We start from the raw sequence: 14,194 nt of genomic DNA, 5'->3' as shown, positions 1-14,194 counted from the left end.
GTAGGTATATGGTCAAAGGGAGAGGCTGATTTTGTTTGTATTGAGCCGTGGTATGGCAGAACAGATAACGATGGCTTTACCGGAGATTTAAAGGACAAGGCTGGAGAGTGCAAATTATCAGCTAATAATGAAAAAAATATATCTTATGGAATAGAGTTTCATAAATAATATCTGAAAAAAATAAAATTGTGTTATACTTGCATAAGGTTAATATATGTGTTAGTCTATTAGAAGATATTAGGGAGTAGTTCACAACGTAAGTTGGTGCACTTGTCGTCATCACGTTCTTTTTTCGCATAAAAATACTTATTAAGTATTTGAGGAGGTCTATATGAAAGAGTTTTGGAGAATGGGAAAAGAAGAAGTCCTAAAGGAATTGGGAGTTTCTCAACAGGGACTGGCTGGTAAAGATGTGGAAAGCAGAAAAGAAAAATATGGAGAAAACATTTTAGAGGAGGCACATAAGAAAAGCATACTTAGAATTTTTGTGGAACAATTTGCTGATTTGTTAGTAGCTATATTGGTAGTTGCAGCTATTATTTCAGCTGTTTCAGGAAGCGTTGAAAGTACAATTGTTATAATAGTTGTTCTTATTATGAATGCTATATTAGGTACTGTACAATATGTAAAAGCCGAGAAATCATTGGAAAGCCTTAAGGAGCTATCATCCCCCATGGTTAAGGTGAAAAGAGACGGACAAAAACTTGAAATTAAATCTTCGGAAATCGTTGTGGGAGATGTGATTTTGGTGGAAGCCGGAGACGTCATTGGGGCAGATGGCAGGATTTTGGAAAGTTATTCATTAAAGGTTAATGAAAGTTCTCTTACAGGGGAAGCCTCAGAGGTAGAAAAGAACAATAGAATTATTAACGAAGAAGTGGCATTGGCTGACAGAAAAAATATGGTATATACCGGAAGCTTAGTAGTTTATGGACGTGGAGAAATGATAGTTACTGCTGTGGGAATGGATACGGAACTAGGGAAAATAGCAGGAATGATAAATGCCGTAGGGGACAATAAAACACCATTACAGCAAAATCTTGATAAATTTAGTAAAGGCCTTGCCATTGCCATTATGATTATAAGTGCCATTGTGTTTGCACTATATTTGTACCGTGGAACTAATCCGCTGGATGCACTGATGTTTGCGGTGGCACTGGCTGTGGCTGCAATACCTGAGGCATTAGGGTCTATAGTTACCATTGTTCAGGCAATTGGAACAAGTAAAATGGCAAGGGAAAATGCCATAATAAAGGATTTAAAAGCAGTGGAAAGTCTTGGATGTGTTTCTGTTGTATGTTCAGATAAAACAGGAACCCTTACTAAAAACAAAATGACTGTAAAAGAAATTTTCACAGCTGGAAGGAATATAAAGCCGGAAGAAATTGATTTAACTAAGGATGTACACAGATATCTTATATATGATGCTGTTATTGCCAATGATGCTATTTTGTCTAATGGGAAATACATTGGTGATCCTACTGAGTACTCATTAATGGAAATGGCAGATAACGTTAATTTAAATCAGCAGAAGAAGCTGGATACAGATTTCATTAGAAAATGGATTAACAGAATGGAGGAAATTCCTTTTGATTCAGACAGAAAAATGATGAGTGTCAAATGTAAGCTGCATGGAAGGGAGACCATTCTTACTAAAGGGGCACCGGACTTACTTATAGAAAAATGTACCCGGGTAAAACATGAAAATAAAGTGGTTGATATGACAATTAACGAGAAGGAGCAAATTGTTAAGGCATACGAAAAGTTTTCAGAAAATGGACTAAGGGTTCTTGCTTTTGCATACAAGGAAACTAACCATAAGTTAGGATTAGAGGAGGAATGTGACTATACATTTATTGGATTAGTTGCCATGGCAGATCCTCTCAGGGAGGAAACGATTCCTGCGGTTATGGATGCTAAAAGTGCAGGCATAAAAACAGTCATGATTACAGGAGACCACAAAACGACAGCTGTAGCCATTGCTAAGGAAGCAGGAATATACCGGGAAGGGGATATGGCTATTACAGGTCTTATGCTGGATAAAAAAGATGATGAGTGGCTTAATGAAAACGTTGAAAATATTTCGGTGTATGCCAGAGTTTCTCCGGAAAATAAAATAAGAATAGTTAAGGCATGGCAAAACAGAGGACATATTACAGCCATGACCGGTGATGGGGTAAATGACGCACCGGCACTTAAAAAGGCGGATGTAGGCATAGCCATGGGAATAACAGGGACAGAGGTTTCTAAAGATGCTGCAACCATGATTTTGGCAGATGATAATTTTGCAACTATTATTAAGGCAGTTTCTAATGGAAGAAATGTATTTAGAAACATTAAAAATGCCATTATATTTCTTTTATCCGGTAACATGGCAGGAATCCTTACTGTTCTTTATACAGTTTTATTAGGGCTTCCGGCACCATTTACGCCGGTACACCTTTTGTTTATGAACTTGCTGACAGATTCCCTTCCGGCAATTGCCATTGGAATGGAACCGTCAGATAAATCATTGCTTAGAATGCCTCCTAGAAATCATAAAGAGGGGCTTTTAACAAAAGATTTTATACAAAAAATCCTGATTCAAGGTGGTTTAGTTGCAATTGCAACAGTAATTTCTTATTATATAGGTTTAAATGTAAGTAGTGGATTTGCCACAACAATGGCATTTTTAACATTAACCATAGCAAGATTGTTCCACTGCTTTAATTGCAGAAATGATAAACCAATATCAAAGATAAAATTATTGTCAAATAAGTTTAGCGTAATGGCATTTGTGGCAGGACTTATCTTTATTGGTGGAGTTATTGTTATAACACCTCTTAGTGGTTTGTTTGATATTGCAAATATAGGAGTAAGAAATCTGGTATTTGCCATTGCACTGGCTTTTGCACCTACAGCTTTAATACAGCTGTATAAAATGGTATTATATAAGGGAAGGAATGAAAAGTAAAATATATTAGGGATAAATTGTATTAAAAAAAGTGGATATACTAAAAGTGATAAGACGAAAGGAGATACATTATGGCAGTAGTTGAAATAACAAAGGATAATTTTGAGCATACAGTTTTAAAGGCAGATAAGCCTGTTTTAGTAGATTTTTGGGCGGAATGGTGCGGACCATGTCAGATGATGGGACCAATTGTTGACGAAGTTGCAGAAGAAAGAAATGATATAATCATAGGCAAACTCAACGTTGACACACAGCCGGAAATTGCTTTGAGATATAATGTAATGTCAATTCCAACATTAATATTATTTGAAAATGGTGAGGAAGCACAGAAATCTATTGGACTCATATCTAAGGAAGAGTTATTAGAACTTATTAATAAATAATTATAGTTTAAAACGGACGGGTATATATAGAATAATATACACATCCGTTTTTTATGATAAAATTTATGGTGTGATGAATTTCGTGGGAAACGACTTTTTTATATCAAAGTGATTTGATAAAATTTCTAAGTTAAGGACAAGATTATGTATGATGTTATTGTAATTGGCGCAGGTACTGCCGGTATGACGGCAGGAATATATGCAAGACGTGCCGGGAAAACAGTTTTAATAATTGAGAAAAAAAATTATGGCGGACAAATAATAAATACTCCGGAGGTCGAAAATTATCCGGGAATTTCAAAGGTGTCCGGATTTACTTTTGCAAATAATCTTTATAATCAGACAAGAGAATTAGGCGCTGAATTTAAGTTTGAAGAAGTTATTAAAATTCAGAATAATTCCGGTTATAAAGTAGTGGTAACTAATAAGACTAAGTATCAGGGAAAAACCGTGATTATAGCTACCGGGGCTAAAAACAGACCCTTAGGAGTTAATAACGAAGATAAACTAACCGGTGCAGGTGTTTCTTATTGTGCAACCTGTGACGGGGCATTTTTCAGAGGAAAAGATGTGGCAGTTGTAGGTGGAGGAAACACGGCATTAGAGGATGCATTGTTTTTGTCTGATTATTGTAATTTGGTCTATGTTGTTCATAGACGAAATGAATTTAGGGGGGAAAAGGGACTGACAGATATTTTAAAAGAAAAAGGCAATGTGAAATTTGTTTTTGACAGTGTTGTAAAGTCAATAAAAGGAGAGCAATCAGTAGAAGGACTGGAAATATTAAATGTTAAAAAGAATACATTATCTGAAATAAAGGTTCAGGGAGCGTTTATAGCAATTGGACAAATGCCTGACAATGAAAAATTTTCAGATATGGTAGAATTAGATGGTAAAGGTTATATAAAGGCGGATGAAACATGTACTACAAATACGGAAGGTGTATTTGTGGCAGGAGATTGCAGAACAAAACAGGTAAGACAGCTTACAACAGCAGCATCAGATGGAGCTGTTGCGGCTTTAGCTGCCTGTTCATATATTAATAAAATAAATCAATAGGAGTACGAGATGGATAAGAAAACAATATTAATTGTTGAGGATGAAGACAAATTAAGAATGACAGTTGCGGATTTCCTAAAAATTTATGATTACGAAATATTAGAGGCAAAAGATGGAGAATGTGCAATAAAAGTTTTTGAAGAAAACATTAAGAAAATTGATTTAGTGTTATTGGATATAATGCTACCTGTATTTGACGGACAATATGTGTTAAAGAAAATACGTGAATTGTCTGAAGTTCCGGTTATAATGATGACTGCCAAATCAGGAGATTATGAACAGATAAAAAGTTTTGGAAACGGTGTTGATGATTACATCAAAAAGCCTTTCATGCTGGTTTTATTAAAAGCAAGAATCGAGGCTGTATTAAAAAGAATAACGAAACCTGAAACAATAGTGGATGAATTAGAGGCAGGAGCCATTAAGTTAGATTGTGCTGCAAGAAAGGCATATGTAAATGGTGAGTATTTTGCAACAACTCCTAAGGAGTTTGATGTTTTGCGTTTTATGCTTAAGGATCAAAAAGTTACTTTAACAAGAGAACAGATTGTAAATGCGGTCTGGGGTGAAGAATACGATGGCACCTATAGAACCGTTGATACAATAATTAAGCAGCTTAGAATAAAATTAGGTGATTGCCAAAGTTATATAAAATCAATTTATGGTGTTGGATATATATTTGAGGTGGAATAATGATTAAATCAATTAAGGGGAAAATGGTACTGTTTCAGGGAATGATGCTTGTGGTGGTTTTAGGTGTGCTTTTGATTCTGTTTTTATCAGGAGCACAGGGATATTACTATAACAGCAAAATGAAACTGATGAATCAGGCGTTTAACAGATTGCAGGAGAAGGATTTAGAAAAACTAAAAGATGGAGATTCTAACATCGTAAATTTTGAGGAGCAAAAACTTAGATTTGTTATTGCAGATGAAAATTTCAGGCAGATTTATGTATCAGCTAACGGTAAGGGAAAAGGCGCAGTAATAGATGGAAGAAGTGCAAAGGCAAAAATTAAAGGGGGAATTATTGATAAGGTTAACAGATTTGATGAAGATGAATTTAAAACAGTTAATAACAAAAGACGTATAAAAGGAAGAGGCATAATAAAACAGGGGAACCATAAATATTATGTCTACATATATGAAATAAAAACAACAAAGAATATACTCTTTTCATATTATGCAATATTCTTTTCCATTGTAGTTTTAATTGCCGCTGCAATAGGAATGATTGTATCAATGATTATTGCTAACCGTATTAGTAAACCGATAAAGCAGATTGAACTAAATACAAGACTGGCTGTTAAAAACGGTTACAATGTAAAAATAGATGAAAATCAGGAATTTAAGGAACTTTCGGGCTTGGCGGAGAGTATTAATACTATGATTAGTCAGATACGAAATCAGATAGAAATTCTTGAGGAGGAAATTGCAAGAAAAGAACAGGCGGAAAATATTCAGAAGCAGTTTGTAAACATTGTTTCCCACGAAATGAAAACACCTCTTGCCATTATTTCTACCCAGGTGGAGATGATACAGTATTTAAATGATGAAGAGAAAAGAGAAGAATATTGTAAGTCAATTATTGAGGAGACAGAAAATATGTCCCAGATGATAAATGACATGATTTCTATTTTTTCAGTTCAATATGAAAATGAAAATCTCACAGTGAAAAATGAAAATGTCAGTGATGTGGTAAGGGAAATATGCAGTGAATATAAAAAGCTGTTTGACTCAAATCATATTGTTTTGAGAGAAGAATACGATATTGATACTTATGCACAAATAAATGGAAAACTTTTAAAGCAGGCAGTGTCAAATTATGTGTCTAATGCAATTAAACACAGTGATGAAAAATCACAGGTTACGGTAAGGGGTTTGGATTTAAATGAAACAGTCCGTATTGAAGTGGAGAATATGGGAAAGCATATAGATGAATTATATAAAGACAAAATATGGGATATTTTCTACAGCGGAGATGTAAATGAAACTTTAAATGGACAAAAGGGAAGCGGACTGGGATTGTACTTAGTAAAGAGCATTGCAAAGCTGCATAATGCAGAATATGGTTTTGAAAATACTGATAATGGGGTCATTTTCTATATTACTCTTAAAAAAGTGCAAAAAAAGGACCATAAACAATTGAATTAATCTTATTAAAAATATATAATATGCTGTGGTCAATTAAAATGAAAAAGGTTCGGCAATATTATTTATTAATGAACATCAGGAGGAAATTATGATTACAGCAAAAGATGCGACTATATAATACTCAGAAAGTGGCATAAACAAGGTTAATATGCCTATAGGAAGAATGCTTGTTTTATCAATTATGGCAGGTATGTTTATTTCATTGGCAGGAACAGCTTCATCTATTGTAGCTGCAACCGTTGATAACCATTCTATAGCAAGAATGCTTATGGCACTGGTATTCCCGGCAGGACTTGCCATGGTGGTGTTAAACAATTCGGAGCTTTTTACAGGTAACAACCTTTTGGTTATATCTTTGTTAGACAAAAGGATAAGCTTTTTATCCATGATAAAAAACTGGGTGGTAGTTTATATTGGAAACCTTTTAGGTTCAATGCTGGTTACAGGAATTATAACCATAGGTCATGTATATTCGTCCTTTGATAATGCCATGACTACAAGAGTTATTAATATTGCCGTTACTAAGGCATCCCTTGGGGCTTCTGATGCATTTACAAGAGGTATCTTATGTAATGTTTTAGTTTGTGTGGCAGTTATGATGACACTTATGGCTGAAACGGCAGGTGGAAAGATTGCAGCTCTGTATTTCCCGATTTTTGTATTTGTAGTCTGCGGCTTTGAGCATAGCGTTGCAAATATGGGATATATTAGTGGTGGTATATTTGCCAACATGAAGTACGGTAATTGTGGTGTGGATGTATCATCCCTTACATGGTACAGATTTTTTGTAGGAAATCTGTTGCCTGTAACTTTAGGTAATATCTTAGGCGGATGTATGACAGGTGCGGCATACTGGTTTATATCAAGAAAAGACAAATAATTAAGAGTAATCCTTAAATAGTGGGAGAGCCGGTGGGTATACTGTAAAAAGTACAAAAAGTATAAAAACAATCTCCCACAAAAGGATTACTTTTTTATTTGATATAAAGCAGAAGTTATAATTTTTTTGAGCAAAATAGAATACTGAAAAACACACAATTACACCTATTATGAAAATCAGAATATCCAAAACTAAAATATCTTTTTTTAGAATAAATGTGTAAAGGTAGAAAAGTACCGGAATTGTAATAAGTCCCGATACCACTCCTAAAAAGGCAGGAAAAAGGTAATTACAATTGTTTTTGCCAAATTTCTTATAGCCTATGGTAATCCATAAGGTAGCAGGATAAAAAAGGAGTTTTAAATGCTCCCACACACTTTCATTAATTGGGGCAAAAAGTCCCACTACAGGATTTCCGTTAGACAGGTCATATACAAAATGCAATAAGGTTCCGGTAATTACCGTAAATATAATCCCTAAAATGGTAAATTTTAAAAGTGTGATTTTTTTGAAATTAAACATTTATTACCTCCAAAGTATAGGATGAAACATTTCCACAAGTATTATATGTAGTAAGAGATGCAAATATGCCATTGACATTTTTAATATTTTGGTTTAGTATACTCATACAATTAAATTAAGGGCTAGTACTGGTTTCGACAGGGATTTGGAAGTTGGTGAAGCTATCCGCAGGTGATGCGTCAAATCACAAATTAAAATTAAACGCTGAAGATAATTTAGCATACGCTGCCTAGTTGCAGCTGTCTGATCTAAGAGGCCTACGGCTTAGATTCAGGCATCGACACTTGTAGGGAACCCTATATACAAAGCTTTGAGTATGTGGGAGTAACATGAAGCTACTGAAGACTGAAGAATGCTGCTTTTCGTCAGTCAGAGGGAATGTCAAATAATCAGCTATGATAGTAGAAGAACGATGGAAGGATTTTTGGACATGGGTTCGACTCCCATCTAGTCCACTAGTTTTCATAAGGAGGGACCCACCGAAGGTGGGAGGAATCCGTATGAAGCACGCAGACGCCTGCGAACGGAGTTCGCCTTTTAATGCGTCTGCTACACTCTTATATCCCCTTATTTAAAGGGGATTTTTTTATTTATGGTTGTATTTTGTGTTGCATATTTTCAAAAACGTTATTTGTATTAAGTAGGGGCAACACACCGAAGGTGAGAGGAATCCTTATGAAGCACGCAGGCACCTGGGAACAGAGTTTGCCTTTTAATACGTCTGCCACGCTAAAACTGAGCAAGTCGAACTCTGTATACGATATTATCATACACAGAAATATGTTTTGTTTGGTGTATCAAAGAAAAATAACGGCATCGTATGTTGCGGAAGTGATATACAGTGTCGTTATTTTTATGGTATGATGAATATGAATTTATCAAAGGATTACGGAAAATTGCCGACGGGGTAAATTTATGATTTTAATCTGATGGAGGTTTATATAATGAAATAATTTAATTTTATGGGAGAATATAAGGATGATAATAGCTTGCCTACGCGGGTTCAAGAAGGTGCAGTTCAATTTAAAGAACCTGATATAAATAAGTTTGCAATTATCGCCAATGGAATTGCATGTGGAATATTCATAGTTGGTTTGATTTTTATTTTTCTTTCAGGAGCAGAATATAATTTTTGGGGGATAATAGCATCGTTACTTGTGTTAGTGCCTCATGAGTTTTTACATGCCATATGGATGAAGGGGGATGTTTTGATGTATACAAATATAAAAAGGGGGATACTGTTTGTTATAAGCACAGAAGATTGCACTAAAGGTCAATTTATTTGGATGAGTTTATTTCCCACCCTTATATTTGGTTTCCTGCCATTGTTGATATTCATTATAAATCCGGAAATGTCATTTTTCGCATGGTTAGGCGTGCTTTCCATTTCAATGGGAGCAGGCGATTTTTGTAATATTTATTTTGCCATTACACAAATGCCAAAAAATGCATTAACATTTCTTAGTGGTTTTCATTCGTATTGGTATATACCGGAAGAATAGTATAAAATTATGTTGTTGCAAAGAAAATAACGAATTTTAGCACATAATTTTGAAAAAAGGAACAAAATCAAGATAAATAATCTTGAAGAAAAGCACAAAATAAGGAAAAACAATCTTGAAGAAATGCATATTTCATGATTTAATATAGTTAAGCTTAGGAGGTATGTGATGTATTTTGAAAGAAAAGTGTATAGAAAATTGTTGGACTGGAAAGATAAATATTCGGAAAAATATGCAGTTTTACTGGAAGGTGCAAGACGAGTTGGAAAGTCAACAATTGCAGAACATTTTGCGCAGAATGAATATAAGTCATATATTTTAATCGATTTTTCAAAAACAACAGATAACATAAGGGATTGTTTTAATGACATAGGAAATCTGAATATGTTTTTTCTAAGATTACAGGCGGAAACAGGAATAACTTTATATGAACATGAATCATTGATTATTTTGGACGAGGTTCAACTTTTTCCGAAAGCCAGACAGGCAATAAAGCATCTTGTATCTGATGGAAGATATAGTTATTTGGAAACAGGTTCTTTAATTTCAATAAAGAAAAATGTAAAAGATATTCTTGTTCCATCAGAGGAAATGAAAATACAGGTTTACCCAATGGATTATGAAGAATTTTGCATGGCAGCCGGAAATAATTATGAACTTTTACGGCAAATTTATCATATGAATTCAGCTATTGGACAGGCAACAAATCGCAAATTAATGAGGGACTTAAGAGTATATATGGCTGTAGGAGGTATGCCGCAGGCGGTGGAAGCATATATAGAAGGGAAAAACTTTTCAGAAATTGATATGGTGAAACGACAGATAATATCTCTTTATGAAGAGGATTTTAAAAAGATTGATTCATCCGGAAGAATATCAGCGTTATATCATTCGATTCCGGCTCAATTAGCAAAAGATTTGCGTAAATACAGAATCACAACTGCTATAGGAAAGAAAAATAATACCAGGGCAGATGAATTGATATATGAGCTGATTGACTCAAAAACTGTCTTGCCATGTTATAATTCGACGGATCCAGGAGTCAGCCTGGCAGACACAAAGGATTTTGATAGTTATAAACTGTATCTTTCAGATACGGGATTATTTGTGACGTTAATGTTTATTGACAGACCGGTAACGGAAAATGATGTATATGCAAAATTACTTTCAGATAAATTACCTGCAAATTTGGGATATCTTTATGAAAATCTTGTTGCTCAAATGATTACGGCATCAGGAAGAGAACTCTATTATCACACATGGGAAAAAGCCGGAAGCACACATTATTATGAAGTAGATTTTCTGATTTCGGAAGGTAGTAAAATAAATGCCTTTGAAGTAAAGTCTTCCGGTTCGGGAAAACATGAATCAATTAATGAGTTTAACAGGAAGTTTTCAAAAAATGTGCATAACATATATTTGTTGTCACAGAAAGATGTTGGAAAAGAGGAAAAATTATTGCTGAAACCGTTTTATCTTATGCCGTTTTTGACACAGTAAAGTAGAATTGGAGTAGAAAACAAAATGAACAAAGTCCTTTTTTAGGATGTTTACGACCAATTTCCGTTGACCGATGGAGGGGCGCTACATTAAGGAAAAAATATATGAATATTACAATGCTAGGTACCGGAAATGCACTTGTTACAGAGTGTTATAATACTTGTTTTATATTGCAGGAAGATAATGAATAGTTTTTGGTAGATGGTGGAGGTGGAAGCACAATACTTCATCAATTAAAATATGCAGGAATTGATTGGAAAAATGTTAGAAATATTTTAAACAAAAATCTTTAAATCATACCACAATGATAAGATACAGGAATTCATTTTTTTTACACATATTTGTTATTTAATATAAATATAAAATTGTAATATCACAGGATAACTGATAAAATGTAAAAGATATGGAGGTACGCTATGGAACAGTTGAAAATTCTTGTTGTAGATGATGAAGAAAGAATGAGAAAGCTTGTTAATGACTTTTTAACAAGAAAGCAGTATAAGGTAGTTGAGGCGGCAGACGGAGAAGAAGCCATTAATTTATTTATCAAAAACAATGATTTTGATTTGATTATTCTTGATGTAATGATGCCTAAAATGGATGGCTGGGAAGTATGCAGAGAAATTAGAAAATTGTCAAAGGTTCCTATTATTATGCTCACGGCAAAAAGTGAGGAAAGTGATGAACTTCTTGGATTCGAGTTGGGGGTTGATGAGTATATTTCAAAACCTTTCAGTCCGAGAATTTTGGTTGCAAGGGTTGATGCCATATTAAGAAGAACCAACAATATTGACCAGGGAGAGATTGAGCAGGCAGGGGATATTGAAATAAACAAAGCTGCCCATATAGTTAAGGTAAAGGGTGAAATTGTTGAATTAAGTTTCAAGGAATTTGAACTTTTAACTTATTTTGTAAAGAATAAAGGTCTTGCATTGTCAAGGGAAAATATCTTAAATAATGTATGGAATTATGATTATTTTGGGGATGCCAGAACTATAGATACCCATGTAAAAAAATTAAGGAGCAAATTAGGCGACTGTGGAAAATACATACATACTATTTGGGGTATGGGATATAAGTTTGAGGTTAATTAATGAAACATTCAATCAGATACAAAATCACGGCGCTGATTATTGTAATAATGGCAATTTCCGTAGGAAGCATTGGAGTATTCAGCACCGTTTTCATGGAAAAATTTTATACAAATAAAAAACAGGCTGCCATAAAGGAAGTATATAAAACATTACAGGAAATTGTGGCTAAAGATCCGGACCTTGAGGATTCAAAAAACAGTAGCAAGCTTAACAGTATATGCGAAACAGACGGAGCAACTCTGATAATTGTGGATGTTTCAGGTCAGTCGGTATATTCCTATGGACCGGGAAAAAATCTGGCAGACAGATGGGCAAGCCTTGTTTATGGAAAAAATATTAATGGCAATAAAGGTACCGTTATAGAGTCTAAGAAGGATTATACACTTCAATATATGGTTGATGATGTAACATCAGACAAGCATTACGAGTTATATTCCGTTTTAGATAATGGAAACTTTGCAGTTATAAGGATGTCTGTTGAAAACTTTAAGGAAAGTGTTGCCATAACTAATCAGTTTTATTTAATTCTTGGGGTTGTTGTAATTTTAATTACAACCATTGTGATTTTATTCTTTATGAACCGGTACACAAAGGCACTTTTAAGCCTTGCGGATATTTCAAAAAGAATGTCAAAGCTGGATTTTAACGTTAAATATCAGGGACATTATAAAGATGAACTGGGTGTTTTGGGAGAAAGTATAAATGAAATGTCCGAAAAGCTTGAAGAGACAATTACTGAACTTAAATCAGCTAATATTGAATTGAAAAAGGACATTGCCAAAAAAGAGGAAGTGGATGAAATGAGAAAAGAGTTTATTTCAAATGTTTCCCACGAACTAAAAACTCCTATAGCACTGATTCAGGGATATGCGGAAGGTCTTCAGGAAGGCATAAGTGACAATCCGGAGGATGTTCAGTATTATTGTGATGTAATTGTAGATGAAGCAGCTAAAATGAACAAAATGGTTAAAAACCTGCTTACTCTTAATCAGTTGGAATTTGGTGGAACTCAGGTTAATCTGGAGAGATTTGATATTGTGTCAGTTATTGAAGGTGTTATTAATTCAATAGGAATTAAGGCACAGCAAAAGGGCGCAAATATTACTTTCAGACATAGGGAACCTGTAAGCGTGTGGGCTGATGAGTTCCAAATTGAGGAGGTTATAACCAATTATTTAAGTAATGCCATAAATCATGTTGATGCTAAGAAAATAATTAATGTGGAAATTACCGAAAAAAATGGTATAGTAAGAGTGTCGGTGTTTAATTCAGGAAAACAGATACCGGAAAGTGAACTTGAAAATATCTGGATTAAATTTTACAAGGTGGATAAAGCAAGAACGAGGGCTTACGGTGGAAACGGAATCGGTTTGTCCATTGTTAAGGCAATTATGGACAGGCATGGCATGGGATGCGGTGTAAACAATTACGCAGACGGTGTGGAATTTTGGTTTGAATTAGACAGCAGGATTAATCCGAAGGAAGGAAAATAGGTTAGACATATGATAGCGATACTAGACTACGATGCGGGAAATATACGAAGTGTTGAAAAGGCATTTCAGTATTTAGGTGAAGAAACAGTTCTCTCAAGAGATCGCGATGAAATTTTATCCGCTGATAAAGTGGTTTTGCCGGGAGTAGGAGCTTTCGGTGATGCAATGAATAAACTTAAGGATTATAATCTGGTAAATACCATATATGATGTGGTAGATAAAAAAATACCATTTTTAGGGATTTGTTTAGGGCTACAGTTATTATTTGAAAGTAGTGATGAAACACCGGGAGTCAGTGGCTTGGGAATTTTACCGGGAAATATTTTAAGAATACCGGATAAGCCGGGATATAAGATCCCACATATTGGCTGGAATTCACTGGAGCTTACAAATAATGGAAGATTATTTGACGGTGTTGCAGAAAATGCATATGTTTATTTTGTTCATTCTTATTATCTAAAGGCAAGGGATGAGGAAATGGTTAAGGCAAGTACGGAATATGTTACCCATATTCATGCATCAGTTGAAAAGGACAATGTTTTCGCCTGCCAGTTTCATCCTGAAAAAAGCGGAGACGTAGGTCTTAAGATTTTATCAAATTTTGCAAAACTTTAGTACGGATTGGAGAATGATATGCATACAAAAAGAATTATTC

At 34.5% G+C, this 14,194-nt stretch carries 12 protein-coding genes, 1 other RNA gene and 1 pseudogene; 13 read left to right on the top strand and 1 reads right to left on the bottom strand.

The annotated features are described in order from the left end of the window. Positions 1-331 precede the first annotated feature (331 nt). From Q5O73_RS07280 to Q5O73_RS07255, 6 genes are all read left to right on the top strand, one after another. Positions 332-2,953 (top strand): cation-translocating P-type ATPase, encoded by a 2,622-nt coding sequence (locus Q5O73_RS07280; RefSeq protein ID WP_302669364.1) that lies wholly within the window; start codon positions 332-334, stop codon positions 2,951-2,953. 71 nt (positions 2,954-3,024) lie between these two features. Further along, the gene (trxA, locus tag Q5O73_RS07275; protein WP_302629462.1) at positions 3,025-3,336 is read left to right on the top strand and encodes a thioredoxin; all 312 of its coding nucleotides are present in this window, start codon (positions 3,025-3,027) and stop codon (positions 3,334-3,336) included. Positions 3,337-3,480: 144 nt separating this feature from the next. Then, positions 3,481-4,395, top strand: a complete 915-nt coding sequence (gene trxB / locus Q5O73_RS07270; RefSeq protein WP_302669363.1) for a thioredoxin-disulfide reductase — start codon at positions 3,481-3,483, stop codon at positions 4,393-4,395. A 9-nt stretch (positions 4,396-4,404) separates the two neighbouring features. Next, entirely contained in the window at positions 4,405-5,088 is a 684-nt protein-coding gene (locus tag Q5O73_RS07265) for a response regulator transcription factor (RefSeq protein ID WP_302669362.1), read from the top strand. Further along, positions 5,088-6,548 (top strand): HAMP domain-containing sensor histidine kinase, encoded by a 1,461-nt coding sequence (locus Q5O73_RS07260; RefSeq protein ID WP_302669361.1) that lies wholly within the window; start codon positions 5,088-5,090, stop codon positions 6,546-6,548. Before Q5O73_RS07265 ends, Q5O73_RS07260 begins: the two co-directional genes overlap by 1 nt. A 133-nt stretch (positions 6,549-6,681) precedes the next feature. After that, positions 6,682-7,428: a formate/nitrite transporter family protein gene (locus tag Q5O73_RS07255; protein WP_302669365.1), complete on the top strand. Its 747-nt coding sequence runs from the start codon at positions 6,682-6,684 to the stop codon at positions 7,426-7,428. Here Q5O73_RS07255 and Q5O73_RS07250 read toward each other — a convergent pair whose 3' ends face one another. Continuing rightward, positions 7,429-7,950, bottom strand: coding sequence for a DUF6512 family protein (locus Q5O73_RS07250; RefSeq protein ID WP_302629457.1), 522 nt, complete (start codon positions 7,948-7,950; stop codon positions 7,429-7,431). 119 nt (positions 7,951-8,069) lie between these two features. On the opposite strand from Q5O73_RS07250, the gene ssrA reads away from it, so the two are divergent. From ssrA to hisH, 7 genes and pseudogenes are all read left to right on the top strand, one after another. Further along, positions 8,070-8,408, top strand: a transfer-messenger RNA (tmRNA) gene (gene ssrA, locus Q5O73_RS07245). A gap of 504 nt (positions 8,409-8,912) precedes the next feature. Then, on the top strand, positions 8,913-9,452 hold the full coding sequence (locus Q5O73_RS07240) for a DUF3267 domain-containing protein (RefSeq protein WP_186840270.1): 540 nt from the start codon (positions 8,913-8,915) through the stop codon (positions 9,450-9,452). A gap of 168 nt (positions 9,453-9,620) precedes the next feature. After that, complete coding sequence (locus Q5O73_RS07235; RefSeq protein ID WP_302669360.1) at positions 9,621-10,952, top strand: ATP-binding protein; 1,332 nt, start codon at positions 9,621-9,623, stop codon at positions 10,950-10,952. A gap of 104 nt (positions 10,953-11,056) precedes the next feature. Further along, positions 11,057-11,227 (top strand): annotated as a pseudogene (locus Q5O73_RS07230) (MBL fold metallo-hydrolase); the annotation flags it as partial. Positions 11,228-11,368: 141 nt separating this feature from the next. Continuing rightward, positions 11,369-12,046 (top strand): response regulator transcription factor, encoded by a 678-nt coding sequence (locus tag Q5O73_RS07225; RefSeq protein ID WP_021953206.1) that lies wholly within the window; start codon positions 11,369-11,371, stop codon positions 12,044-12,046. Next, positions 12,046-13,539, top strand: a complete 1,494-nt coding sequence (locus tag Q5O73_RS07220; protein WP_302669359.1) for a cell wall metabolism sensor histidine kinase WalK — start codon at positions 12,046-12,048, stop codon at positions 13,537-13,539. Before Q5O73_RS07225 ends, Q5O73_RS07220 begins: the two co-directional genes overlap by 1 nt. 9 nt (positions 13,540-13,548) lie before the next feature. Continuing rightward, on the top strand, positions 13,549-14,154 hold the full coding sequence (gene hisH / locus Q5O73_RS07215; protein ID WP_021953204.1) for an imidazole glycerol phosphate synthase subunit HisH: 606 nt from the start codon (positions 13,549-13,551) through the stop codon (positions 14,152-14,154). The last annotated feature ends 40 nt before the right edge of the window (positions 14,155-14,194 follow it).

Origin of the sequence: Eubacterium sp. AF15-50 (assembly GCF_934835595.1) — a bacterium.
Classification (GTDB): Bacteria; Bacillota; Clostridia; order Lachnospirales; family Lachnospiraceae; genus Eubacterium_G; species Eubacterium_G segne.
This window is presented reverse-complemented; position numbering and strand designations above follow the sequence as displayed.

What these genes read in the sequence shown, in the direction of transcription:
- Q5O73_RS07280 (WP_302669364.1), top strand. Translation starts at nt 332, where the DNA reads ATGAAAGAGTTTTGGAGAATGGGAAAAGAAGAAGTCCTAAAGGAATTG.
- trxA (WP_302629462.1), top strand. Translation starts at nt 3,025, where the DNA reads ATGGCAGTAGTTGAAATAACAAAGGATAATTTTGAGCATACAGTTTTA.
- trxB (WP_302669363.1), top strand. Translation starts at nt 3,481, where the DNA reads ATGTATGATGTTATTGTAATTGGCGCAGGTACTGCCGGTATGACGGCA.
- Q5O73_RS07265 (WP_302669362.1), top strand. Translation starts at nt 4,405, where the DNA reads ATGGATAAGAAAACAATATTAATTGTTGAGGATGAAGACAAATTAAGA.
- Q5O73_RS07260 (WP_302669361.1), top strand. Translation starts at nt 5,088, where the DNA reads ATGATTAAATCAATTAAGGGGAAAATGGTACTGTTTCAGGGAATGATG.
- Q5O73_RS07250 (WP_302629457.1), bottom strand. Translation starts at nt 7,950, where the DNA reads ATGTTTAATTTCAAAAAAATCACACTTTTAAAATTTACCATTTTAGGG.
- Q5O73_RS07240 (WP_186840270.1), top strand. Translation starts at nt 8,913, where the DNA reads ATGGGAGAATATAAGGATGATAATAGCTTGCCTACGCGGGTTCAAGAA.
- Q5O73_RS07235 (WP_302669360.1), top strand. Translation starts at nt 9,621, where the DNA reads ATGTATTTTGAAAGAAAAGTGTATAGAAAATTGTTGGACTGGAAAGAT.
- Q5O73_RS07225 (WP_021953206.1), top strand. Translation starts at nt 11,369, where the DNA reads ATGGAACAGTTGAAAATTCTTGTTGTAGATGATGAAGAAAGAATGAGA.
- Q5O73_RS07220 (WP_302669359.1), top strand. Translation starts at nt 12,046, where the DNA reads ATGAAACATTCAATCAGATACAAAATCACGGCGCTGATTATTGTAATA.
- hisH (WP_021953204.1), top strand. Translation starts at nt 13,549, where the DNA reads ATGATAGCGATACTAGACTACGATGCGGGAAATATACGAAGTGTTGAA.